Consider the following 22957-nt stretch of genomic DNA (forward strand, 5'->3'; position numbering starts at 1 on the left):
GGGCCCGCCCCGCCGTCGTCCGGACGGCCAGGGGCGGGCTTTCGCGTGGGTACGGTCTAGGCCACCCGCCGGTACTTGCGCACCGCCAGCGTGCGGAACGCCACCATGATCAGGACGGACCAGATCAGCGAGGCCCACACCGGGTGCTCCATCGGCCAGGCACCCGTGACGGACTTCGGGACCCCGTCGATCGTGTTGCCGAACAGCTCACGGGTCGCTGCGACCGTCGCGCTGAAGGGGTTCCACTCGGCGACGTACTGCAAGAACCGCGGCATCCCGTTGACCGGCACGAAGGCGTTCGAGATGAACGTCAGCGGGAAGAGCCAGATGATCCCGCCCGAGGTCGCCGCCTCCGGGGTCCTCACCGACAGGCCGATGAGCGCGCCGATCCACGTGAAGGCGTAGCCGAGGAGGAGCAGCAGCCCGAAGCCGGCGAGCACCTTGCCGATGTTCTCGTGCGTGCGCCAGCCGACGAGCAGGGCCACGGCGGCGAGCACCACGAGCGTCACCGCCGTCTGCACGAGGTCCGCGAGCGTCCGCCCGGTGAGGACCGCGCCGCGCGCCATCGGCAGCGAGCGGAAGCGGTCGACGATGCCCTTGCTCATGTCCTCGGCGATGCCCGCGCTGGAACTCGCGGTCGCGAACGTCACGGTCTGCGCGAAGATGCCCGCCATCAGGAACTGCTTGTAGGCGCTCGCGCTGACGCCCGCGCCCGGGATCGCGATCGAGCCGCCGAAGACGTACGTGAACAGCACCACGAACATGACCGGCTGGATGATCCCGAAGAGGATCGTCTCCGGAATCCGGGTCATGCGGCGCAGGTTCCTGCGGGCGACGATCAACGAGTCCCTGAGGGACTGCGCCACGCCACCGGCGCGCGGCGAGCTGGTGAGGGCGCTCATGGGTTCCGCTCCTTGCCGCGCTCGCCCGGATCGGCCGCGCTCTCCTCGTCCGTGTCCCCGCCGCCTTCGTCCCCCTCCGCCACGTGCCCGGTCAGGCTGATGAAGACGTCGTCGAGTGTCGGGCGGCGCAGACCGATGTCGTCGATCTCGATGCCGCGCGTGTCGAGTGCGCGGATCACCTCGGCCAGGAGGCGCGCGCCGCCGCGCACCGGCACCGTCAGGCGGCGGACGTGCTCGTCGCGGCTCACCGGGTCATCACCCGCGTCGGCGACGGCGACGCGGGCGAGCACCTCCGTCGCGTCCGCCAGGCGCGCAGGGTCGTGCACCACGACCTCCACGCGCTCCCCGCCGATCTGCGCCTTCAGCTCGTCCGAGGTGCCGCGCGCGATCACGCGGCCGTGGTCGATGACGCAGATGTCGTGGGCGAGGTGGTCGGCCTCCTCCAGGTACTGCGTCGTGAGCAGCAGCGTCGTACCGCCCGCGACGAGGTCCTGGATGACGTCCCACAGCTCCTGCCTGTTGCTCGGGTCGAGCCCCGTCGTCGGCTCGTCCATGAACATGACCGGCGGCCTGACGACGAGCGCGGCGGCGAGGTCGAGGCGGCGGCGCATCCCGCCGCTGTAGGTCTTGGCGGTGCGGTCGGCGGCCCCGCCCAGGTGGAACTGTTCGAGCAGTTCGGCCGCCCGCGCCTTCGCGGGCTTCGCCCTGAGCTGGTAGAGCCTGCCGACCATCTCCAGGTTCTCGCGCCCCGTCAGGTACTCGTCGACGGCCGCGAACTGCCCGGAGAGGCCGATCACGCGGCGTACGTCGTTGGGCCGCTCGACGACGTCGAAGCCCGCGACGGTCGCCGAGCCCGCGTCGGGGCGCAGGAGCGTCGTCAGGCACTGGACCGCGGTCGTCTTCCCGGCTCCGTTCGGGCCGAGGAGCCCGAGTACAGTCCCCTCGGGCACGTCGAGGTCGACGCCGTCGAGCGCCTTCACCGAGCCGAAGGTCTTCACGAGCCCTTCGGCGTGCACGACTCCGCTCACACGCTCCTCCCCCGTCCGCTCCGGCCGTCTTTCGCCCAGCATCACCGGGCGTACGCGGGTACGCACGACAGGTGCGGCGAACGGGGACGGGACGGGGCACGGGGGCAGGGGGGACAGGGGGGCAGGGCACGGGACGGGGCACGGGGGCAGGACACGGGACGGGGCACCGAACGCGGCGCGGGACCGGCGGCGGACTGGGCACCGAACAGGGCAGGCCACGGGCGGCCGTCACAGCGGTATGTGGCATATGCACCGATTCGCCGGGCAGTGGTGGCAGGTCAAGGGCCCGTAAGCAAAAAATGACCTCTCTTTGGTTTACGCACCCCCGGTCACTGTGACGGCGGAGCCGCGTACGCTGTCCCCCAACCAGCCACCAAGCGTGAAGTGAGCCCCGGCCATGCCCACATCTCCGGACATGACGACCGCGAGCGAATCCGGTCTGCTCGAAACCCTCCAGCACTCCGTCGCGGTCTTCGCGCGGCGTGCCGAACAGACCCGCCTCGGCGGGGTGGGACAGGTGCGGAACTCGATGGACCGCGCCGCGTACCTCCTGCTCAACCGGCTCGACTCCGAAGGCCCTATGGGGGTCAAGGCGCTCGCCGCGAGCATGGGCATCGACTCGTCGACGGTGACCCGCCAGGTCGCCCCGCTCGTCGACACGGGCCTCGTCAAGCGCACCTCGCACCCCGAGGACGGGCGCGCGGTCGTGCTGCGGCTCTCGCCCCGCGGCGAGGCACGGCTCGCCGAGGTACGGGCCTCGCGGCGCGCGCTCATGGCGGAGCTGACCGCCGACTGGACCCCCGAGGACCGCGAGGCGTTCACCGAACTGCTCGGCCGCTTCAACGGCGCGCTCCTGCGCCGCCAGGCGGGACATCAGGCGGCGGCGCGCGGGACGCGGACGGAGGACGAGGCGGAGGCGGCGCCCGAGGGCGCCTGAGACCCGGGAGGTTCCCGCGCCAGCCCCCGCCCCCTTGACCCCCACCCGCGGCTGGCCTGTGATGGACCGGGCGAAGGGGGACGGGGGTGGACGGGGTGAACGGTGCGGCCTCAGCGGGCCGGTCGGGCCTGCCGCGGAAGCCGGACGACGCGCGCGAGTTCGCCGCGTACGTCGGCGCGGCCGCGCCCAGGCTGCTGCGCACGGCGGCGCTCCTGACCGGCGAGGCGGGGCAGGGCACGACGGGGCCCTGCGACAGCGACGCGAGAACCCACGGCCCGTACGCTCCGGCCCCCGGTGACCCCCGCGCCCCCGCGCCGCCCGCCCCGGGGCCCCGCGCACCCCGCGCCCCCGGGCCCCAGGCACCGCTCGCCCTGGCGCTCCTGCGGCGCGCCCTCGCCCGTACCTACGCGTCCTGGGGCCGCCTCGAAAGGAACGACCCCTACGAGCACACGCGCGCGGAACTCGTCGCGCTCTTCGTCCGCTCCTCCTGGTACCGGCGGCAGGACGGCGGCGGGCCGCTGGCCGCGCTGCCCTGGCGGGTCCGGCTCGTGCTCGTGCTGCGGCTGTACGAGGGCGTCGCCGAGGAGCAGGTCGCCGCGCTGCTCGGGCTCTCCGCTGACCGGGTGCGGCTGCTGTGCGCGCGGGGCGTGCACCTCGCCCCGCGCCCGCGGGCCCCCGGGGCCGCGCCGTGAGTCTCGCGGACCGCGAGGAGGCGGAGGTACGGGCGCTGCTCGCGCGGCTCGCCGTGCCCGTCGCGCCCGCGGGCCTGGCGGCCGAGGCGATGCGCAAGGGGCGCGGCGCCCGGCGCAGGCGGGCGCGGCTGCGGCGGGCGGGGTGGGTGCTGCTGTGCGGCGCGGTCCTCGTCTTCGCCGTGTGGGCGGCGAGGACACAGCCGTGGACCGTGCCCGACGAGGTGACCACTCCCCCGTACCGCGGCTGGTGAGGGAGTGGTCACGCGGGGGCCCGCGCCCGGTGCTCAGCCCAGGGCCTGGCGCAGGTCGTCGAGCAGGTCGTCGGCGTTCTCGATGCCCACCGAGAGGCGTACGAGGTCGGCGGGGACCTCCAGCGGGGAGCCGGCGGCCGAGGCGTGGGTCATGCGCCCGGGGTGCTCCAGGAGCGATTCGACGCCACCGAGGGACTCGCCGAGCGTGAAGAGCTTCGCGCGGTCGCACACCGCGACCGCCGCCTCCTCGCCGCCCGTGACCTGGAAGGACACCATCCCGCCGAAGGACCGCATCTGCTTCGCCGCGATCTCGTGGCCCGGGTGCTCGGGCAGGCCCGGGTAGAGGACGCGGGTCACCTTGGGGTGGCGCGTGAGCATCTCGGCGACGCGGGCCGCGTTCTCGCTGTGGCGGTCCATGCGCACGGCGAGGGTCTTGATGCCGCGCAGCACGAGCCAGGAGTCGAAGGGCCCGGCGACCGCACCCATCGCGTTCTGGTGGTAGACGAGTTCCTCGGCGAGGGTCTCGTCGGAGGTGACGAGGGCGCCGCCGACGACGTCGGAGTGGCCGCCCATGTACTTCGTCAGGGAGTGCACGACGACGTCGGCGCCGAGCGCGAGGGGCTGCTGGAGGTAGGGGCTCGCGAAGGTGTTGTCGACGACGAGCCTCGCCCCCGCCTCCTGCGCGACGGAGGCGATGGCGGCGATGTCGGTGATGCCGAGGAGCGGGTTCGACGGGGTCTCGACCCAGACGGCCTTCGTACGCTCGGTGAGCGCGGCGCGCACGGCGGACGGGTCGGAGGTGTCGGCCACCGAGAAGTCGACGCCCCAGCGGCCCACGACCTTCGCGAAGAGGCGGAAGGTGCCGCCGTAGGCGTCGTCGGGGATGACGACGTGGTCGCCGGGGGCGAGGAGGGTGCGCAGGAGGCAGTCCTCGGCGGCGAGCCCGGAGGCGAAGGCGAGCCCGCGCCGCCCGCCCTCCAGGGCCGCGAGGTTCTCCTCCAGGGCGGTGCGGGTCGGGTTGGCGCTGCGGCTGTACTCGTAGCCGCCGCGGAGCCCGCCGACGCCGTCCTGCTTGTAGGTCGACACCTGGTGGATCGGCGGGACCACGGCCCCGGTGAGGGGATCGGCGGTGTTCCCCGCATGGATCGCCACGGTCTCGAAGTTGTTGTACCTGTCGGTCATGCGCACCGAGCGTAGTGCCCCCGCGACGACGCGGGCGCCGACCGGGGGTCCGGCAGCGTTTTCGACGGAGCGGGCGGGTACGGGCACTTGACGCCGCCTTGGCACGTTCTTGAGGTGAGGTTGGCCAATTCGTCTCACGGTCTGGTTCGCTTGGGGTTATGGAGATTCTCTGGTCCCTGTTCGGGGTCCTCTTGATCGGCGCCGTCGTGGCCTCCGTGCTGCGCAGGCGCGGCGCCACCGGGATACGCCTGGCCCGGCCCGGCGACCCGGACGCCGCCGACCCGGCCGCGTACGGCTTCGTGCGCCAGGAGGAGCTGGACGTACGCCTGCCGGGGCCCGACGACGAGCTGCTGCGCACGCTGCGGCTCGTGCAGGGCGGGCAGGACTGGCAGGCGGCCGCGCGGCTGCTCGCGGGCACCGACAAGCACGGTGAGCTGCGCTGGCAGCGCGTCCAGGCGTTCGCGGGGGCGGCCTCGCTGGAGCTGGCCGCCCGCCCGGGCGAGGGCGGGCGCTGGCTGCGCACATGGCGCGCCGAGGCGCCGAAGGACGCGGGCGCCGCGGCGGTGCACGCGGAGTTCCTCGTCCAGCAGGCGTGGCGGACCTCGACGGTGGGCACGGACGAGTTCCGGATCATCCTGGAGGAGGCGCGCGCGGCCTGCGAGCAGGCGGCGCTGCTCGCGCCGGGCGATCCCGTGCCGCACATCACGCGGCTCGCGGTCGCGCGCGGGCTCGGCGAGAGCCACGAGGACTTCGAGCGGCTGTGGCTCAAGATCCTCGATGTGGCGCCCGCGCACCTGGGCGCGCACCTGGCGGCGCTGTCGTACTGGAGCGCGAAGTGGCACGGCTCGGCGGACCTCGCCGACTCCTTCGCGCAGGCGGCGGCCGCGCGCGCCCCGCGGGGCTCGCTGCTCGCCGCGCTGCCGCTCTTCTCGCTCTTCGACCACATGGATGACGTGGTCCTCGTCCAGGACTTCCACAGCACGGCGGTCGTCAAGCGCGCCCTGCACGGCGCGCTGTACGCGGTCCAGTCGGCCCCGCACGACGACCCGGCGACCCCCCTCGTCCGCCACCTCCTCCTGCACTTCCTCGTGCGGGGGCAGCGGTGGAGCGAGGCGATGGAGCAGATCGTCCGCGTGGACGGCTACGTGGGCGCCCTCCCCTGGACCCTGAGCGAGGACCCGGCGGCCGAGTACGCGGTGTACCGGGCCCTCGCGGTCGCGGGCTACGAGGCGAACGGCGGCAACCCGGCGACGCTGGCCAGGTGAGGCGGGGCGGAACCGGGGGAAGGGCCCGAAGCGGGTAACGGCCCGAAGCGGGGCGGGACACGAAACGGGGCGGGACGCGGGACGCGGAACGGGGCGGGACGCGGAACGGGGCGGGGCGCGGAACGGGGCGGGGCGGGCCGGGCTGAACCCGTACCCGCCCCTCCCCCTCACCGCGTCAGGTCGTCCCGTGGCCTCCGTCGGATCGTCGCGGTGCCGGGCGGTCAGATCGTCGCCGTGTCGATCACGAAGCGGTAGCGGACGTCGCTGGCCAGGATGCGCTCGTACGCCTCGTTGATCTGGTCGGCGCGGATCAGCTCGATGTCGGCGCCGAGGTGGTGCTCGGCGCAGAAGTCGAGCATCTCCTGGGTCTCGGGGATGCCGCCGATCGAGGAACCGGCGAGGGTCTTGCGGCCTCCGATGAGCGAGAACATGTTGACGGAGTTCGGCTCCTCGGGGGCGCCGACGTTGACGAAGGCGCCGTCGACGCGGAGCAGCCGCAGGTAGGCGTCGATCGGGAGCGGCGCCGAGACCGTGCAGATGATCAGGTCGAAGCTGCCGCGCAGCTCCTGGAACGTCGCCTCGTCGCTCGTCGCGTAGTAGTGCGAGGCACCGAGCCGCAGCCCGTCCTCCTTCTTGCGCAGCGACTGGCTCAGGACGGTGACCTCGGCACCCATCGCGGCCGCGAGCTTGACGGCCATGTGGCCGAGGCCGCCGAGCCCGACGACGGCGACGCGCTTGCCGGGGCCCGCGTTCCAGTGCCGCAGCGGCGAGTACGTCGTGATGCCCGCGCACAGCAGCGGCGCGGCCTCGTCGAGCGCGATGCCCTCGGGGATGCGCAGGGCGTAGTTCTCGTCGACGACGAGGTGGGTGGAGTAGCCGCCGTAGGTCGGCTCGCCGTTCTTCTCGCGGCCGTTGTACGTGGCGACGGTGCCGTTCACGCAGTACTGCTCAAGGCCCTGCTCGCAGTACTCGCACTCGCGGCAGGAGTCGACGAAGCAGCCGACGCCGACGCGGTCACCGACCGCGTACTTCGTCACTGCGGAGCCCGTCTCGGTGACGATGCCGGCGATCTCGTGGCCGGGAACCATCGGGAAGATGGCCTCGCCCCAGCCCTCGCGGGCCTGGTGGATGTCGGAGTGGCAGATGCCCGCGTACTTGATCTCTATGAGCACGTCGTGCGCGCCAACCGTCCTGCGCGCGATGGTGGTGCGCTGCAGGGGTGCCTTGGGCGCGGGTGCGGCGTAGGCGGGGACAGCGGTCAGGCTGGTCGTGCTGGTCATACGGGGAAACACTCTCCGTGGTAGTTCGTCGCGGCCCGCGTGGGGGCTCCCGCGTGGGGGGGGGCGGGCCGTCGTCCAGTGTGCGCGTGCCCGCGCGGACGGCCCAGACCCCCCTGCGTCGTACGCCTGCCGTGCGTACCACCAGCGGGGACAGGATCGCGGGAATGCGCCGGGGCGTGCGGCGGATACTGGAAGGATGAGCACTCCCCCCACCCCGGAAGGCACTCCGGAAGGCACCCCGGACGGCACCCGCTTCGGCACCCACGTCGGCCCCCGGGACGGCGCCCGCGACGGCGCCCGCGGGGGCGCCCCGGACGGCGGCCGCGCGCTGCCCGGCGCCCTCGACCCCAAGGCGGAGCTGAGCGAGTTCCTGCGGTTGCGCCGGGCCGGGCTCAAGCCGCGCGACGTGGGGCTGCCCGAGCTGGGCAGGCAGCGCAGGGTGCCCGGGCTGCGGCGCGAGGAACTGGCGCAGCTCGCGGGCGTCTCCGTCGCGTACTACACGCGCCTCGAACAGGGCAACGCGGGCAATGTCTCGGCCGAGGTGCTCGACGCGGTCGCCCGCGCGCTGCGCCTGAGCCACGCCGAGCACGAGCACCTGCTTCACCTCGCCCGGGCCCGTCCCGGCCGCAAGAAGAAGCGCGGCTGTCCCACCACGCTGCGCCCCGCGCTCGGCACGCTGCTCGACTCGCTCGACGTGCCCGCCTACGTCGTCGACGGCCGCACCGACATCCTCGGCTGGAACCGTCTCGCCGCCGCGCTCCTGCACGACTTCGGCACCGTCCCGCCGCACCGCCGCAATTTCGCCCGCCTCGTCTTCCTCGAACCGGCGCTCCGCGACCGCTTCGTGGACTGGGAGGCGAAGGCGGCCGAGACGGTGCGGGCGCTGCGCGGCTACGCGGGCTACTGCTCCGAGGACACCGAACTGACCAGCCTCATCGGGGAGTTGTCCCTGCACAGCGAGGACTTCCGGCGGCTGTGGGCGGCGCACGAGGTACGGGACCTGGGCCACGGCACGAAGGCGTTCCGCCACCCGCTCGTGGGCGAGCTGACCCTCTCGTACGAGACCCTGCGGCTGCCCCACGATCCGGGCCAGAGCCTCTTCATCTACCACGCGGAGCCCGGTTCGCCCTCGGCGGAGGCCCTGCGGCTCCTGGGGAGCTGGGGGAAGGACGCGACGGCGGTACGGGGGTAGGGGCGGCGGTAGGGGCGGGGCCCGGGACGCGGAGGGGCCCCCGGGCGCGGGGTGCGCGACCGGGGGCCGGAAGCCGGGGCGGAGGCGGCCTCGGACCCAGGGCCTCCGGGGCTCGGGGGCCCTGGGAACGGGGGCCGGGGGCTCGGGGGCCGGGGGCTCGGGGGCGGCCTGGCGGCCGAGGGCCCGGGCCTCGGGGGCGGTCCGAGGCCCTGGCCCGGGGCTCAGACCGGTTTGGCCGTCTTCTCGTTGGCGATCTTTCCCTTGCGCAGGGTGATCAGGCGGGGTGCGCGGCGGGCCAGCGCGCTGTCGTGGGTGACCATGACGAAGGTGAACTTCTGTTCCTCCCACAGCCCTTCGAGCAGGTCCATGATCTCGTCGCGCGTCGTCTCGTCGAGGTTGCCGGTGGGCTCGTCGGCGAGGAGCACCTTGGGCGCCTTGACGAGCGCGCGGGCGATCGCCACGCGCTGCTGCTGACCGCCGGAGAGTTCCGAGGGCACGTGCTTGCCGCGCTCGCCGAGCCCCACGGACGCGAGCGCGGCGGCGGCCCGCTCACGGCGCTCGGCGCTCTTCGTGCCGAGCGGGACGAGAGCGGTCTCGACGTTCTCCTGCGCGGTGAGCGTCGGGATGAGGTTGAAGCTCTGGAAGACGAAGCCGATGTGGTCGCGGCGCAGGCGCGTGAGCTTCGCCTCGCCGAGGCGCGCGAAGTCCGTGCCGTCGAGCGCGACACTGCCCGCCGTCGGCCGGTCGAGACCGCCGAGGAGCTGGAGCAGCGTGGACTTGCCGCCGCCCGTCGGGCCCTGCACGACGAGGCGCTCGCCGTCCTGGAGGTCGAGGTCGACACCGGCGAGTGCCTGCACGGTGTCCCTGCCTCTGCGGTACTGCTTGGTGACCTCGCGGAGCTGGTACATGATTGCTGCTTTCCGGCACACGGCCTGGTGAAGGAGGGGGCGGGGGCGGCGGTACGGGGGCGGGGCTGCGGTACGGGCCGTACGGGGAGGCGGTACGGCCCGTACGGGGTAACGCCCCGCTCCCGTACCGGCTACTCGACGCGGCGCAGCGCGTCGGCGGGACGCAGGCGGGTCGCCCGCCAGCCGCCGAAGGCGCCGGCGACGAGGCCGCCGCCGAGGGCGAGGACCACGGCGAGCACGACCGTGGTCGCCGAGACCGGCGCTTCGAGCGAGACCGTGAGCGCCTTCTGCGCGGCCTGCCCGGCCGGGCCGCCGAAGCCGCCGCCACCGGGGCCGCCCCCCATGCCGCCCGCGCCGCGCCCGGCCGAGGAGCCGAGTTCCGCCGTGAGCGTCGGGCCGGCGAGGCTCACGATCCACGCGCCGAGCAGCCCGATCGCGATACCGAGCACGCCGCCGATGAGCCCGTTGACGACCGCCTCGCCGACGACCTGCCGGTTGACGCGGGCGCTGGACCAGCCGAGCGCCTTGAGGGTGCCGAACTCCCGTACGCGACGGCCCACGGCCGAGACCGTCAGCAGTCCCGCGACGAGGAAAGCGGCGGCGAGGACGACGGCGGAGAGCCAGCGGCCGACGCCGGTCGCGAGCGAGGACGCGGTCGAGAGCGAGCCCGAGACGGTGTCGGCGAGGTCGGCCGATGTCGTCACCGTGGTGCCGGGGACCTGCTGGAGCACGGCGGACTTGACGGCGTCGATCTTCTGGGAGTCGGTGGCCTTCACGTAGACCGTCGTGACCTTGTTCTTCGCGTCGGCGAGCGTCTGCGCCCGCTGGAGCGGCACGTAGACGTTGGCCGCCGCGTCGCCGCTGTCGGCCGTCGCGATGCCGATGATCGTGAACGCGGTGCCGTGGATGGTGAGCTTGTCGCCCGTGGAGAGCTTCTTCTCCTTGGCGTAGGCGCTGTCGACGACGGCGAGCGCGGCGTTCGTCTCGCTCGTCGTGAAGGTACGGCCCTTGGTGATCTTCGAGGAGGTCAGCGGGCCGAGCGCCGGGTGGGCGACGTCGGTGCCGTAGACGGAGTACGAGTCGACGTCGAACTGGGCGCCGCCGCCCTTGACCTCGCCGCTCGGAGGCTGGTCGCCCCCGCCGTTCCCGCCCCCGAAGCCGCCGCGGCCCGAGCCGGAACCGCTGCTCTGGTCCTGCTTGAACTCGCCGCGCTTGAACTCGCCGTTGACCTTCATGACCTGGAGGCTGAGGCCGCCGACCGCCTGCGCGACCCCGTCCTGGCCCGCGACCTTGGTGACGGTCGAGGAAGCCAGGGACTGGAAGCCCTGGACCATGACGCGGTCGCTGCTCTGCTCGCTGTCGTCGTCGCTGTCCTTCGCGTCGAAGTCGAAGCGGGGACGGCTTCCGGTGCTGCCCTCCTTGGGCGCTGCGGCCGCCTTGGTCACGGTGAGGTCGGTGCCGAGTCCGTAGAGCGACTGGAGGACCTTGTCCTGGGCCTTGTTCATCCCGGCGGCGACCGAGTTGACGACGATGACGAGGGCGATGCCCAGAGCGAGCCCGGAGGCGACGACGAGGGCCGCTTTTCTGCGGCGGCGCAGCTCGCGCCTCAGACAGGTGAAGAACATGGGGCGACGCTATGGAGCGGTTCTGACGGCCGGTTAAGGGTCAGATAAGAGGATCGTGAGAACCGGGGTTCCTCCTCCGGCGGGGCGGGGACCCCGGCGACGGGGGGCCTTCGGCGGGGCGGGGCGCCTTCGGCGATGGGGCCTTCGGCGGGGCGGGGGCCTTCGACGGTGGGACCTTCGGCGGGGCGGGGGCCTTCGACGGTGGGACCTTCCGGGCCGGGGCCCGTCGGGGCGGAGGTGGCGTGTGGGGGGCGTGTGGGGGCATGTGTGGGGGGGCATGTGCGGGGGGGCGTGTGCGGGGGGGCGTGTGCGGGGCGCGGGAGTCTTCGGCTTCCGCTCCGCGCCTCAGCGCGGAGGGCCCGCCTCCCGGAATCCGGGGGGCGGGCCCTCGTGCACGTACCGCGGCGACGGTGGCGGAGCGGGGTGGGCTCAGACGGCCGAGCCCTGCTTCCACTGGTCCCAGCTCAGGTTCCAGCCGTTGAGGCCGTTGTCGGGCTGGATCGTCTTGTCGCCGGTGTTCTTGACCACGACGACGTCACCGATCATCGAATTGTCGTAGAACCAGGCGCCGTTGGTGTTCGGGTTGTTGGCGCCCTTGGCGTCCTGGAGGCCCACGCAGCCGTGGCTCGTGTTGACGTTCCCGAAGATCGAGGGCGCGCCCCAGTAGTTGCCGTGGATGAAGGTGCCCGAGCTGGAGAGCCGCATGGCGTGCGGCACGTCCTTGATGTCGTACTCGCCCTTGCCGTCGTCATCGGTGAAACCGACGGTGGCGCCGTCCATCCGGGTCTGCTTGTACTTCTCCGAGATGACCATCTGGCCCTCGTAGGTCGTGTTGTCCGGCGAACCGGCCGAGATCGGAATGGTCTTGATGACCTTCCCGTCCCGCTCGACCTTCATCGTCTTCGACTGGGCGTCGACGGTGGAGACCTGGCTGCGGCCGATCTTGAACGTGACGGTCTTCTGCTGGACGCCGAAGACACCGTCCGCGCCCTCGACCCCGTCGAGGTCGAGCTTGAGGGTCACGGTCGAGCCCGCCTGCCAGTACTGCTGGGGCCGGAAGTCGAGCCGCTGGTTCCCGAACCAGTGACCGACGACCTCCTGGTTCGAGCTGCTGGAGACCGAGATGCCCTCCTGGACGGCCTTCTTGTCCTTCTCGGTGATCGCCTTGTCGAAGTTGATCGACACGGGCATACCGACGCCGACCGTCGAACCGTCCTCGGGCGTGAAGTTCCCGATGAAGCTGTTCTGCGGCGAGACGGTCGTGAAGGTGCCGTTCTCGTGCGCGACGCGCCCCTCGCTGTCCTTCGCCGTCGCGTTGACCTTGTAGGTCGTCGCGCGCTCCAGCTGCGCCGAGGGCTTCCAGCTCGTCTTGTCGGCCGAGAAGGCGCCCGCGACCTTGGTGCCGTCGGCGGCGGTCAGCGAGACCGCGGTGAGCGAGCCCTTGCTGACCGAGACCTGGCCCGCGTTGTTGATGCTGGCGGCGTTGGAGCCGTTCTTGGGGGCGATCCTTATTCGCGCGACCGACGCCTTCTCGGCCGCGGACTTGTCGACCTGCGACTGACCGCTGCCGTTCTTCGCGTCCGTCTTGTCGCCGTCGTCGTCGCCACCGCCGCAGGCGGAGAGCACCAGCACTCCGCCCAGTACGGCGGAGGCGGCGGCAAGAACCTTGCGCCGCTTGCTGACCGTCATCACTCGCTTCTCCATCGTCGCCGAATCCCGCAGTGCCCCCGGAACGTGCTCAAGGCGCACAGCTGCCGTCGGCACCCGTGCCACTCCCCTGTGTACAGCAACCGGCCGACCGCTCCGGTGGCGCGCCCCCGGGAATGTGGCGAACGCCACGCAACGCCGGGCAGGGGGATCACTGTTTCCCCCTGAGACGACGATCCCGCCCCGGTGGTTGCCGTCCTTCGGGGACGTTTTCCCCACGTCGGGGACCTGATGCGTACGAGGCGCGCCGCGCCCGACGAACCCCGCCCCGCGCGAACCGCTTTCGCGCACCCGCCGTCCCTCATTAGCATCGCGCCCAGGGAGCGCCCCCGCGAGCCACGGGCCGCCCCCACGTCCCCCGTCGTCCCCCACCGTCCCCGCGCGTCAAGGGAGATGCCCCACATGTCGTCCGTCGCCCGCAGGTCCCTCCTGACCGCCACGGCCTCGGCGGCCGTGCTCTGCGCGCTGTCCTTCGTCCCCTCCGCGCCCGACGCGGCGGCGGCGCCCGCCCGTACGGAGGTGGCCGCCGCGACCGTCACGGCCGACGAGCACCGCCTCGCCGACACGGGCGGCGTCGACACGACCCCGTACCTCGTCGGCGGGCTCGCCTCGCTCGGCATAGGCGCGGCATGCGTGGCGGTCGCTGTCCGGCGCGGCCGCAGGGAGTCGTACGGAGACACGGCGGCGCTTTAGCCCGTAAGCCCTTCGGGCCGTAAGCGCTTCGGACCGTAAGCGCTTCGGACCGTAAGCGCTTCGGACCGTAAGCCCTTCGGACCGTAAGCGCTTCGGGACGTAAAAGCTTCGGGCGGTAATGCCTTCGGGCGGTATGGAGTTGGGGCCGTACCTGCCGCGGCCCGTACGCGAGCGGGGCGGCTCCCCGCGGGAGTACGTCCCCGCGGGGAGCCGGCGCCGTGCCCTCAGGCCAGCGGACCCACGGCCGCCTCGACGGCCCGCACGAGCCCGCCCTCACGGACGAAGGTCTCGGCGGCGGCGAGGTCGGGCGCGAGGAAGCGGTCAGGGCCCGCGCCGAGCACCCCGGCCTCGCGCACCGCGCCGAGCGCGGCGCGGCCGCCGTCCGAGGCGCGCGGGCCGCCGTCGGCGGTACGGATCTCCAGGGCGCGCGTCGCCGCGTACAGCTCGACGGCCACGACCCGCGTCAGGTTCGCGACGGCCGTACGGAGCTTGCGCGCCGCCGACCAGCCCATCGAGACGTGGTCCTCCTGCATCGCCGAGGACGGGATCGAGTCCACCGAGGCGGGAACCGCGAGCCGCTTCAGCTCGCTGACCAGCGCGGCCTGCGTGTACTGCGCGATCATCAGCCCGGAGTCGACGCCCGCGTCGTCCGCGAGGAAGGGCGGCAGGCCGTGCGAGCGGTTCTTGTCGAGGAGCCGGTCGGTGCGGCGCTCGGCGATCGAGGCGAGGTCGGCGGCCGCGATGGCGAGGAAGTCGAGTACGTACGCGACCGGGGCGCCGTGGAAGTTGCCGTTCGACTCGACGCGGCCGTCCTCCAGGACGACCGGGTTGTCGACGGCGGCGGCGAGTTCGCGCGCGGCGACCGTACGGGCGTGCGCGAGCGTGTCGCGGCCCGCGCCGGCGACCTGCGGGGCGCAGCGCACCGAGTAGGCGTCCTGGACGCGCGGGGCCTCGTCCTGGTGGTGCCCGGTGAGCTGGGAGTGCGCGAGGACCTTGAGCATGTTCGCTGCGCTCGCCGCCTGGCCCGGGTGCGGGCGGACGGCCTGCAGCTCGGGGGCGAGGACCTTGCCCGTACCGAGCAGGGCCTCCAGCGAGAGCGCGGCGGTGATGTCCGCCGAGGTGTAGAGGCGCGCGAGGTCGTCGAGGGCCATGAGGAGCATGCCGAGCATGCCGTCCGTGCCGTTGAGGAGTGCCAGCCCCTCCTTCTCGCGCAGCTCGACCGGCTTGAGACCGTGCGCTTCGAGCAGCTCGCCCGCGGGCCGTACGACGCCGTCCGGACCCTCCGCCTCGCCCTCGCCCATGAGGGTCAGGGCGCAGTGGCTGAGCGGGGCGAGGTCGCCGGAGCAGCCGAGCGAGCCGTACTCGTGGACGACGGGGGTGATCCCGGCGTTGAGCAGGTCGGCCATCGACTGGGCGACCTCGGGGCGGACACCCGTGTGCCCCGAGCACACCGTCTTCAGGCGCAGGAACATCAGCGCCCGCACCACCTCGCGCTCGACGCGCGGACCCATCCCCGCGGCGTGCGAACGCACGATGTTGCGCTGAAGCCTGGCACGCAGCTCGGGGGCGATGTGCCGGCTCGCGAGCGCCCCGAACCCGGTGGAGACCCCGTAGACGGGCTCGGGCTTCTCGGCGAGCGCGTCGATCGTCGCCCGCGCCTTCGCGAGCGCCTCACGCGCCTCAACGCCCAGCTCGACCCGCGCGTCATGCCGGGCCACGGCGAGGGTCTCGGCCGCGGTGACACCGCTCGACCCGAGCACCACAGTGTGCATATCCATATTCACGACCCTACGAAATGAATCGCCAAGAAGACAGACCGGGGGAACAGCTCACGGAGACGGCGGAGAGGGGGCGAGGCGGGGGGGGCAGGCGGGGGGCAGGCGGGGAGGGCAGGCGGAGGGGGGCCAGGCGGGGAGGGCAGGCGGCGGGGGGGCCAGGCGGGGAGGGGGAGGGCGGTCACGGGCCGGGCGCGGCGCGGGGGCGCGGCGGGCGCGGCGCGGCACGGGGGGGAGGCGAGGCGGGACGGGGAGGAAGACGCGGACGCGCAGGGGGCGCAGCGGACGCGGGAGGCGCGGCGGACTTGGGAGGCGTGGCAGGCACGCGGGGGGGGACGGCGGGCGTGGCGCGGCACGGGGGGGGAGGCGAGGCGGGACGGGGGGCAAGACACGGACCCGCAGGAGGCGCGGCGGACGTGGGAGGCGTGGCAGGCACGCGGGGCACGGGAGGCACGCTGGGGGGGCATGGCGGGCGTGGCGCGGCACGGGGGGCGAGGCGAGGCGGGACGGGGAGGAAGACGCGGACGCGCAGGGGGCGCAGCGGACGCGGGAGGCGCGGCGGACTTGGGAGGCGTGGCAGGCACGCGGGGGGGGACGGCGGGCGTGGCGCGGCACGGGGGGGGAGGCGAGGCGGGACGGGACGGGGGGCAAGACACGGACCCGCAGGAGGCGCGGCGGACGTGGGAGGCCTGGCAGGCACGCGGGGCACGGGAGGCACGCTGGGGGGCATGGCGGGCGTGGCGCGGCACGGGGGGCGAGGCGAGGCGGGACGGGGGGAAGACGCGGACGCGCAGGGGGCGCAGCGGACGCGGGAGGCGCGGGAGGCGTGGCAGGCACGCGGGGCGCGGCGGGTGTGGCGCGGCACGGGGGGGGAGGCGAGGCGGGCCGGGGGGGGGAAGACGCGGACGCGCAGGGGCGCGGCGGACACGGGAGGCGCGGGAGGCGTGGCAGGCACGCGGGGCGCGGCGGACGCCGGGGGGCGCGGCGGGTGTGGCACGCCACGGGGGGGAGGCGAGGCGGGCCGGGGGGGGCAGACACGGACCCGCAGGGGGCGCAGCGGACGCGGGAGGCGCGGCAGGCACGGGAGGCGCGGGAGGCGCGGCAGGCACGCGGGGCGCGGCGGACGCGGAGGTCGCGGAGGTCGCGGAGGTCGCGGAGGTCGCGGAGGTCGCGGAGGTCGCGGTGTAGTGCGGCACGGTCACGGGGCGACCGCGCGAAGACAGGCGGACACGGGCCGACGCGTAGCGGACGCGCAACCGAAGCGGACGGGCATGAGGCGACACGGTCGCGAAGAAGCCAGGCCAAGGGGGGACGGCGCGACGGGCAGTTCAGGGCGGAGCAGACGCGAGGCGAGGGCAAGCGGTCCCGGCGCGGATACGGAACACGGTGGGTGCGGACGCGGGCACACGCGCGGCCCACGCCGGGCGGACGCGTGGCGAACGCGGAGCCGACGCGGGACGGCCCGGTGTGGTGGGGCACGGTCGCGGGGCGAGCACCGGGGCGGAGGCGGGACGAGCACGGCGTGGACATGAGGCGGGACGAACGCCGGGCGGCGGCGCGCGGTCGCGGGGTGAGTGCCGGGCGGGGAGGGCAGTCGGGCGCGGGGCGGATACGGAGCGGGGGCGGACGACGGCGGCGCGGGGGCGAGACAGGCGGGGGCGGACGCGGAGCCGAAACGGGACGGGGACGGGCGGGCGCGGGGGTGGGGGCGGCGCCGGGGTGGTCCGCTAGGGGTCGGGGTGCTCGGTCCGCTCGGGCGGGGTGGTGGTGTGGTTGTCCTGGTGGTTCGGGCGGCGTCTGCCGCGGATGCGGCGGCGTTCCGTGGGGGGTGCGGGGGTCGTGGCGTGGGCGGGGGGCTCCTGGAGGGTGTCATCGGGCTCCGTGCGTACGGCGTTCGCGAGGCGGATCACCGGGTCGTCGCGGCCCGCCACCACGGGGCGGCGGGCCGCGAGGCCCTTCGCCTCGTACTGTGCGGCGTCCGCGAGGCGGAAGAGGCGGCGGGCCGATGCGACGGGGCCGATGGGGTCGCCCGTCGACGCGACACCGCACGCGACGCCCTCCCCGACGTCGAGCGCGTACGCGGCCGCGCAGATCTCCTCGGCGACGGCGACGACCTCGTCCGCCGAGGGGCCGAGGGCGAGCAGACAGAACTCGTCGCCGCCGAGACGCGCGGCGAGCGTGCCCGTACCGAGGCGTGCCGCGCCGCGCGAGAGCACGCAGCCGAAACGTTCGAGCAGGTGGTCGCCGACCGCGTGGCCCTGCGTGTCGTTGACGCGCTTGAGGCCGTTCAGGTCGCACACGACGAGGCTCAGGACATGCCCTTCCTCGCGGTGCCGCTCCAGGGCCTCGTCGAGGCGCTGGTCGACGAGGCGGCGGTTGGCGAGACCGGTGAGCGGGTCGGTGAAGGCGAGCCTGCGGGCCTCCTCCAGGCGGCGGAGCTGGGCGAGACCGGCCGCGACGACCGCGGCGAGTACGGTCGCGAGCCCGGCCTCCGCCTGGCCGAACACCGGCGCCCCCGCGGGGCGCGCCACGTACAGCTCACCCCAGGCGCGCCCGTCGAGCACGAGCGGCGCGACGACGCAGGCACCACGCCCCCTGCGCCGGAGCGCGGCCACGCGCTGATGGCAGTAGCCTGCCTCGCCCCCGGCAGGACCCTCGGCGGTCTCGGCCCAGGCGTGGGGGGCGCCACCGCGGGCCCAGCGCTCGTGCAGGAACTCGGTGATCTCGGGAAACCGGTGCACGGGATACGTCTCGTCCTCGGGGAACTCGTCCTCGCCGGGGGCCCGCTCCCCCTCGTTGACGAGCACCCGCAGCCGCCCGGGCCCCCGCTCCCACACCGACAACGCGGCGAAACTCCCCCCGAGCGCGAGCCGCGCCCCCCGCGCCGCCGCCCGCCACGTCTCCCGAGCGGACCGCGCCACGGCCAGGGCCTGCGCCAGCTCCACGACAGCCCACAGCCGGGCGTCCTCCGCTCCGTCTCCCATTCGGCCACTTTAGGCAGGTGACGGGGGGTTTGCCGGGTGAACGATCACGGAGAGTGAGGAAAAGGGGAGACCGCGGGCACGCGTGGGCGGGGTGCGCCCCGCCGCAACCGGGAGGTCGACGCACCCACCGGCAGGCTCTGGCAGGAACGCCGACAGCTCTGGCAGCGACTGCCAATGGCCGTGGCAGGGGCTGCCAACCGCCGTGGCAGGAGCTGCCAATCGCCGTGGCAGGAGCTGCCAATCGCCGTGGCAGGAGCTGCCAGGCCGGTGGCAGGAACGGGAACTGCCAACCGCCGTGGCAGCGACCGCCAACCGCCGTGGCAGAAAGCTGCCAATCGCCGTGGCAGGAACTGCCAGGCCGGTGGCAGGAACGGGAACCGCCAACCTCCGCGGCAGCGACCGCCAGCCACCGTGGCAGAAGGCTGCCAGCCCCGTGACAGGAACGGGAACCGCCCACCTCCGCGGCAAGAACTGCCCCGCCGTGGCAGCGACCGCCAACCGCCGTGGCAGAAAGCTGCCAGCCCCGTGGCAGGAACGGGAACTGCCAACCCCCGCGGCAGGAACTGCCAACCGCCGCGACCAAAGCCGCCAGCCATCTGGCAGTGGCCGCCACCCCTGCCAGTGACCGCCCCCCTGCCAGGCCCCGGTGCCCCCTCACTCCCCCGGCCACTCCGGTTTCCGCTTCTCGTTGAAGGCCGCCACGCCCTCCGCGCGGTCCCCCGACGTGGCGACGGAGCGCCAGGCCGCGTCCTCGACCTCCAGGCCCGCGCGGATGTCGAGCCCCTGCCCGAGGCGCAGCGCGCGCTTGGCGGCGCGGAGGCCGAGAGGGGAGTGGGCCGCGACGCGGGCGCCGAGCGCGAGCGCCTCCGTACGGTCGTCGCCCTCGCCGACCAGTACGTCGATCAGGCCCAGCTCCTTCGCCTCGGCGGCGGGGACGCGGCGCGCGGTGAAGACGAGTTCGGCGGCGCGCGCCGCGCCGACGCGACGCGGGAGCAGCTGCGTACCGCCGCCGCCCGGGATGACGCCGACGGAGACCTCGGGCAGGCCCACGACCGCGCTCGGGTCCGCCACGATGAGGTCGCAGGCGAGCGCGATCTCGTAGCCGCCGCCGAGCGCGAAGCCGTGGACGGCGGCGATGGCGGGCACCGGCAGGTCGAGCACGGAGGTGTAGGCGGCGCGGGTCACCGGGCGCTGGCGCATGAGTTCGGCGTCGGTGAAGGAGTTGCGTTCCTTGAGGTCGGCGCCCACGCAGAAGGCGCGCTCAGCGGACGATGTGAGCACGACGGCACGCACCTCACGGTCGTCGGCGAGATCCGCGCAGGCCGCGCGGAGCGCCTCCGCGGTGGCGGTCGCGATGGCGTTGAGGGCCCGCGGCCGGTCGAGGACGAGTTCGGCCACGTGTCCGTGCCGACGGACGAGGATGTCGTCGCCGTAGCGGCGCTCGGGCTCCGGCTGCTCTGCGGTTTCGGGGGGTACGGGCACGGCGGCCTCCGGTCTCGGTGGTTCACCCGACTGCGGACCCCGCCGATGTTAACGACCGTTACCCGCCCGGGCGATCACCGGTCGGCCCGGGTTCCTGTTCCGGCAGGACGGGACCGAGTGGTGCGTCAAGACGCGGAGGCTCGAAGACGCGAAAGCCCGGAGACACGAAGGCCCGAAGCCTCGGAGACGCGCGAAGGCTCGACGACACGAAGACACGAAGCCTCGGAGACGCGAAGGTCCGGGCGTGCTCCGCTTCGCGGCGACGCTCTTGCGCCGCGCGCCAGTTGCCCACGGGCCTGCGCCCAGAAGGGCGCCCCGGGAGGGCGCCCCGGGAGGGCGCCCCGGGCCCGTCCCTCCCTCAGCCCTGTGCCTCGTCCTCCTTCGGCCCCCGCCGAGTCAGGAGCCAGGGCTCCACGACGCCCAGGCCGCGGACCGGGCGTTGCCACATGGGCTGGAGGGCGAAACGGTAGGCGGGCGGGGGCTCGCCCTCCTTCGCCGCGCGGTCCGTTTCCTCGGCGGCGGCGGTTTCGGAGACGGGGGCCTCGCCGGTACGGATGAGTTCCTCGGCGAAGGCGGAGTCGACGAGTACCGCGTCGCGTGGCGCTATCGAGGTGAGGCGCGAGGCGAGGTTCACCGTCGTGCCGAAGACGTCGCCCATACGGGTCGCGACCGTGCCGAAGGCGATGCCGACGCGGAGTTCGGGCATCGTCTCGTCGCCCGAGAGGGTCTCGATGAGGCGCAGCGCGATCTCGGCGGCCACCCCGGCGTCGTCGGCGGCGAAGAGGACCTCGTCGCCGAGGGTCTTGACGAGGCGCCCGCCGCGCGCGGCGACGAGGTCGGCCGATGTGGTCTCGAAGGCCTCGACGAGTTCGCCGACCTCTTCCTCCTCCATGCGGCGCGTGAGGCGCGTGAAGCCCACGAGGTCGGCGAAGCCGATGGCGAGCCTGCGGTCGACCATCTCGTCGTCGTCGCTGACCTGCACGACGCGCCCGGTCGCCGCCGCGAGCTGACGGCGCCACACGTACACGAGGAACTCTTCCAGCTCGGGCAGGAGCAGTTCCATCAGCGGATACGTGACCTCGGTGCGGGTCATGCCCGGCTCGGGGGGCTCGGTGAGCCCTTCGAGGAAGGAGTCGATCTGCCACTCGGCGAGCCGCGCCGTGGTCTGCCCCGTCGAGCGGGCGACCTGGACGGCCATCGCCTCGCTCAGCAGCCCGGCCTCGACGAGCCCGGCGAGGCGGCGCAGGGCGAGGACGTCGGCCTCGGTGAGCGCCTTGGCCTGGTTTATGTCGGCGAAGCCCATCGCCCGCCAGAAGCGCGAGGCCAGCTCCATCGAGACACCGGCGGTACGGGCCGCCTGGAAGGGGGTGTAGCGGCGCTCGGCGCCGAGGATGAGCGTTTCGAGGCGGAGCGCGAGCGGGTCGTCCTCGGGTGGCTCCTCGCGGGGGGCGCCGGGGACGGAGGGGGCGTGGTCCGCGCGCTCGGGCTCGCCCCGGTCCACCGCCCGGTCCTGCGTCCACTCCACGAGGTTCGCGCGGTCCTCGCGCGCCGGAGAGCCCTCGGAGCCGCCGGAACGCCCGGGGTCGCCCGGGTCCTCCGCATCGGCGGAGCCTTCAGGGTCGGCGGCGTCTTCAGGGTCGGCGGAGTCCTCGGGGCCGACGGAGCCTTCCGAACGGCCCTCGGCACGCCCGGGGCCGTCGGGGGCCGCCGCGCCCGGCTCCGGTACGGGGTCGGGGTCGGCGTCGTTGGGTGCGGGAGGGGTTCCTGCGGGCTCGCCCGCCCCCTCGGAGGCGCGCCGTTCGCCGCCGGGTGAGGCCGAGCCACCCGCGCCCGAACCGGTGTCGTCGACGGTCACTGCCTGCGCCCTTCCCCTCTGCCGCGGGCCAACGCCACGACCGCGCTCCACGATACGGCAGGTGTGCCCTGGCTCACTCGCCGCCCGAGCCGCCCTGTCGTTCCTCCGGGGGCGGGACGGGGCGCAGATGGACGATGTCCCCCGCCCCCACGGCCTCCCGTGCGCCCCCCGGGGTCACGAGGACGAGCCGCCCGTCCCCGTCGAGCGCGACGGCCTCGCCGATCAGCTCGGCGCCCCCGGGCAGCTCGGCGCGCACCTGCCGCCCGAGCGTCGAGCACCCGGCCGCGTACGCCGCCTGGAGCCCGCAGGCTGCCGGGTCCCCTCCGGCGTCGCGCCAGCGCTCGTACCAGTCAGCGAGGGAGCGGAGTACCGCGCGGAGCAGCGGGTCGCGGTCGCGCGCGGGGGCGCCGGCGAGGGCGAGGGAGCCGGCGGTGGGGACGGGGAGTTCGTCGGCGCGCAGCGAGACGTTGAGGCCGATGCCGAGGACGACGGCGCCGTCCGGGGTGGCCTCGGCGAGGATGCCGGCCGCCTTGCGCTCGTCCCCCTCGATGGTGAGGAGGAGGTCGTTGGGCCATTTGAGGGCGGTGTCGACCCCGGCGGCGCGCGAGAGCGCGGTGGCGAGCGCGACGCCCGCGAGGAGGGGGAGCCAGCCGAGCCGCGCCGCCGGGACCTCGGGGCGGAGCAGGACCGAGAAGAAGAGCCCGGAGCGCGGCGGGGCGCTCCAGCGCCGGTCGAGCCTGCCCCTGGCACCCGTCTGCTCCTCGGCGACGAGGATCGTGCCCTCGGGGGTGCCTGCGGAGCGTTCGCGCAGGTCGGTGTTGGTGGAGCCGGTACGGGGCACGACGTCGAGCGCGGTCCACAGCCCGCCGGGCCGCACGAGCGCGCGGCGCAGCGCGGTGGCGTGCAGTGGGGGACGGTCGAGATCGGAGTACGGATTGCTCATGCCCCCTACCCCACCACGCCCCACCGGGCTCCCGCTCCGGCCCTCCCCGCGCCGCCCCGCCGTCCCTCCCCACCGCCACGCCCCGGCATCGCACCCCGCCCAGCCCAGCCCGGCCCCGCCCCGCCCCGCCCCGCCCCGGCACCGCACCCCGTCCCGGCGCACCCCCGGAGCCCGCGCGCCCTGGCCTGCCGTCCCGCGCCCCGCCGCGCTCCCTCGTGCCGCCCCCGCTTAGGTACGCGTACTCAGGCGCACGGCA

The 22957-nt window shown here is 74.4% G+C and carries 18 protein-coding genes; 6 read left to right on the plus strand and 12 right to left on the minus strand.

Annotated elements, in window-relative coordinates; all coding sequences use genetic code 11:
• Positions 1-56 precede the first annotated feature (56 nt).
• Together ACQYWQ_RS10295 and ACQYWQ_RS10300 are read right to left on the minus strand one after the other, a co-directional pair.
• Positions 57-902 (minus strand): ABC transporter permease, encoded by an 846-nt coding sequence (locus tag ACQYWQ_RS10295; RefSeq protein ID WP_431033962.1) that lies wholly within the window; start codon positions 900-902, stop codon positions 57-59.
• Positions 899-1930, minus strand: coding sequence for an ATP-binding cassette domain-containing protein (locus tag ACQYWQ_RS10300; RefSeq protein WP_431033963.1), 1032 nt, complete (start codon positions 1928-1930; stop codon positions 899-901). The genes ACQYWQ_RS10295 and ACQYWQ_RS10300 overlap by 4 nt, the downstream gene beginning before the upstream one ends.
• A gap of 397 nt (positions 1931-2327) precedes the next feature.
• On the opposite strand from ACQYWQ_RS10300, the gene ACQYWQ_RS10305 reads away from it, so the two are divergent.
• The 3 genes from ACQYWQ_RS10305 to ACQYWQ_RS10315 all read left to right on the plus strand — a co-directional run bounded on the left by ACQYWQ_RS10305 (position 2328) and on the right by ACQYWQ_RS10315 (position 3810).
• Positions 2328-2867 carry a MarR family winged helix-turn-helix transcriptional regulator gene (locus ACQYWQ_RS10305; RefSeq protein WP_431033964.1) on the plus strand — a complete coding sequence of 180 codons (540 nt, stop codon included), beginning with the start codon at positions 2328-2330 and terminating at the stop codon, positions 2865-2867.
• An 86-nt stretch (positions 2868-2953) separates the two neighbouring features.
• Positions 2954-3559 (plus strand): sigma factor-like helix-turn-helix DNA-binding protein, encoded by a 606-nt coding sequence (locus tag ACQYWQ_RS10310; protein WP_431033965.1) that lies wholly within the window; start codon positions 2954-2956, stop codon positions 3557-3559.
• Positions 3556-3810, plus strand: a complete 255-nt coding sequence (locus ACQYWQ_RS10315; RefSeq protein ID WP_431033967.1) for a hypothetical protein — start codon at positions 3556-3558, stop codon at positions 3808-3810. Before ACQYWQ_RS10310 ends, ACQYWQ_RS10315 begins: the two co-directional genes overlap by 4 nt.
• 33 nt (positions 3811-3843) lie before the next feature.
• On the opposite strand, the gene ACQYWQ_RS10320 is transcribed toward ACQYWQ_RS10315, so the two are convergent.
• On the minus strand, positions 3844-4992 hold the full coding sequence (locus ACQYWQ_RS10320; RefSeq protein WP_431033969.1) for a cystathionine gamma-synthase: 1149 nt from the start codon (positions 4990-4992) through the stop codon (positions 3844-3846).
• A 158-nt stretch (positions 4993-5150) separates the two neighbouring features.
• Between ACQYWQ_RS10320 and ACQYWQ_RS10325 the strand changes: the two genes are divergently transcribed.
• Positions 5151-6257 (plus strand): hypothetical protein, encoded by a 1107-nt coding sequence (locus ACQYWQ_RS10325; RefSeq protein WP_431033972.1) that lies wholly within the window; start codon positions 5151-5153, stop codon positions 6255-6257.
• A 221-nt stretch (positions 6258-6478) separates the two neighbouring features.
• Here the strand turns inward: ACQYWQ_RS10325 and ACQYWQ_RS10330 are convergent, their stop codons facing one another.
• Positions 6479-7537: an NAD(P)-dependent alcohol dehydrogenase gene (locus ACQYWQ_RS10330; RefSeq protein WP_431033973.1), complete on the minus strand. Its 1059-nt coding sequence runs from the start codon at positions 7535-7537 to the stop codon at positions 6479-6481.
• 328 nt (positions 7538-7865) lie between these two features.
• On the opposite strand from ACQYWQ_RS10330, the gene ACQYWQ_RS10335 reads away from it, so the two are divergent.
• Positions 7866-8729: a helix-turn-helix domain-containing protein gene (locus ACQYWQ_RS10335; RefSeq protein ID WP_431039135.1), complete on the plus strand. Its 864-nt coding sequence runs from the start codon at positions 7866-7868 to the stop codon at positions 8727-8729.
• 221 nt (positions 8730-8950) lie between these two features.
• Here ACQYWQ_RS10335 and ACQYWQ_RS10340 read toward each other — a convergent pair whose 3' ends face one another.
• The 3 genes from ACQYWQ_RS10340 to ACQYWQ_RS10350 all read right to left on the minus strand — a co-directional run bounded on the left by ACQYWQ_RS10340 (position 8951) and on the right by ACQYWQ_RS10350 (position 12951).
• A complete protein-coding gene (locus tag ACQYWQ_RS10340) occupies positions 8951-9637 on the minus strand; it encodes an ABC transporter ATP-binding protein (RefSeq protein ID WP_431033975.1) in 687 nt (228 codons plus the stop codon).
• A gap of 131 nt (positions 9638-9768) precedes the next feature.
• On the minus strand, positions 9769-11262 hold the full coding sequence (locus tag ACQYWQ_RS10345; protein WP_431033976.1) for an ABC transporter permease: 1494 nt from the start codon (positions 11260-11262) through the stop codon (positions 9769-9771).
• Between the two features lie 429 nt (positions 11263-11691).
• Positions 11692-12951, minus strand: coding sequence for a L,D-transpeptidase (locus ACQYWQ_RS10350; protein WP_431033978.1), 1260 nt, complete (start codon positions 12949-12951; stop codon positions 11692-11694).
• Between the two features lie 420 nt (positions 12952-13371).
• Here ACQYWQ_RS10350 and ACQYWQ_RS10355 point away from each other — a divergent pair, with 420 nt between their 5' ends.
• Positions 13372-13662, plus strand: coding sequence for a tat (twin-arginine translocation) pathway signal sequence (locus ACQYWQ_RS10355; protein WP_431033979.1), 291 nt, complete (start codon positions 13372-13374; stop codon positions 13660-13662).
• Positions 13663-13886: 224 nt separating this feature from the next.
• On the opposite strand, the gene hutH is transcribed toward ACQYWQ_RS10355, so the two are convergent.
• The 5 genes from hutH to ACQYWQ_RS10380 form a co-directional block, all read right to left on the minus strand.
• Positions 13887-15440 carry a histidine ammonia-lyase gene (hutH, locus tag ACQYWQ_RS10360; protein ID WP_431033980.1) on the minus strand — a complete coding sequence of 518 codons (1554 nt, stop codon included), beginning with the start codon at positions 15438-15440 and terminating at the stop codon, positions 13887-13889.
• 1724 nt (positions 15441-17164) lie between these two features.
• Positions 17165-18421 (minus strand): GGDEF domain-containing protein, encoded by a 1257-nt coding sequence (locus ACQYWQ_RS10365; RefSeq protein ID WP_431033981.1) that lies wholly within the window; start codon positions 18419-18421, stop codon positions 17165-17167.
• 654 nt (positions 18422-19075) lie between these two features.
• On the minus strand, positions 19076-19903 hold the full coding sequence (locus tag ACQYWQ_RS10370) for an enoyl-CoA hydratase/isomerase family protein (protein WP_431033983.1): 828 nt from the start codon (positions 19901-19903) through the stop codon (positions 19076-19078).
• Between the two features lie 358 nt (positions 19904-20261).
• Positions 20262-21428 (minus strand): adenylate/guanylate cyclase domain-containing protein, encoded by a 1167-nt coding sequence (locus tag ACQYWQ_RS10375; RefSeq protein WP_431039136.1) that lies wholly within the window; start codon positions 21426-21428, stop codon positions 20262-20264.
• A 403-nt stretch (positions 21429-21831) separates the two neighbouring features.
• Positions 21832-22701, minus strand: a complete 870-nt coding sequence (locus ACQYWQ_RS10380; RefSeq protein WP_431033985.1) for a biotin--[acetyl-CoA-carboxylase] ligase — start codon at positions 22699-22701, stop codon at positions 21832-21834.
• Positions 22702-22957 lie beyond the last annotated feature (256 nt).

Source organism: Streptomyces sp. P6-2-1 (assembly GCF_050613165.1).
GTDB lineage: Bacteria > Actinomycetota > Actinomycetes > Streptomycetales > Streptomycetaceae > Streptomyces.

Bases quoted from the DNA above. Each gene is read 5' to 3' on its own strand.
- ACQYWQ_RS10295 (WP_431033962.1), bottom strand. From the start codon at position 902: ATGAGCGCCCTCACCAGCTCGCCGCGCGCCGGTGGCGTGGCGCAGTCC.
- ACQYWQ_RS10305 (WP_431033964.1), top strand. From the start codon at position 2,328: ATGCCCACATCTCCGGACATGACGACCGCGAGCGAATCCGGTCTGCTC.
- ACQYWQ_RS10320 (WP_431033969.1), bottom strand. From the start codon at position 4,992: ATGACCGACAGGTACAACAACTTCGAGACCGTGGCGATCCATGCGGGG.
- ACQYWQ_RS10325 (WP_431033972.1), top strand. From the start codon at position 5,151: ATGGAGATTCTCTGGTCCCTGTTCGGGGTCCTCTTGATCGGCGCCGTC.
- ACQYWQ_RS10330 (WP_431033973.1), bottom strand. From the start codon at position 7,537: ATGACCAGCACGACCAGCCTGACCGCTGTCCCCGCCTACGCCGCACCC.
- ACQYWQ_RS10340 (WP_431033975.1), bottom strand. From the start codon at position 9,637: ATGTACCAGCTCCGCGAGGTCACCAAGCAGTACCGCAGAGGCAGGGAC.
- ACQYWQ_RS10345 (WP_431033976.1), bottom strand. From the start codon at position 11,262: ATGTTCTTCACCTGTCTGAGGCGCGAGCTGCGCCGCCGCAGAAAAGCG.
- ACQYWQ_RS10350 (WP_431033978.1), bottom strand. From the start codon at position 12,951: ATGACGGTCAGCAAGCGGCGCAAGGTTCTTGCCGCCGCCTCCGCCGTA.
- ACQYWQ_RS10355 (WP_431033979.1), top strand. From the start codon at position 13,372: ATGTCGTCCGTCGCCCGCAGGTCCCTCCTGACCGCCACGGCCTCGGCG.
- hutH (WP_431033980.1), bottom strand. From the start codon at position 15,440: ATGGATATGCACACTGTGGTGCTCGGGTCGAGCGGTGTCACCGCGGCC.
- ACQYWQ_RS10365 (WP_431033981.1), bottom strand. From the start codon at position 18,421: ATGGGAGACGGAGCGGAGGACGCCCGGCTGTGGGCTGTCGTGGAGCTG.
- ACQYWQ_RS10380 (WP_431033985.1), bottom strand. From the start codon at position 22,701: ATGAGCAATCCGTACTCCGATCTCGACCGTCCCCCACTGCACGCCACC.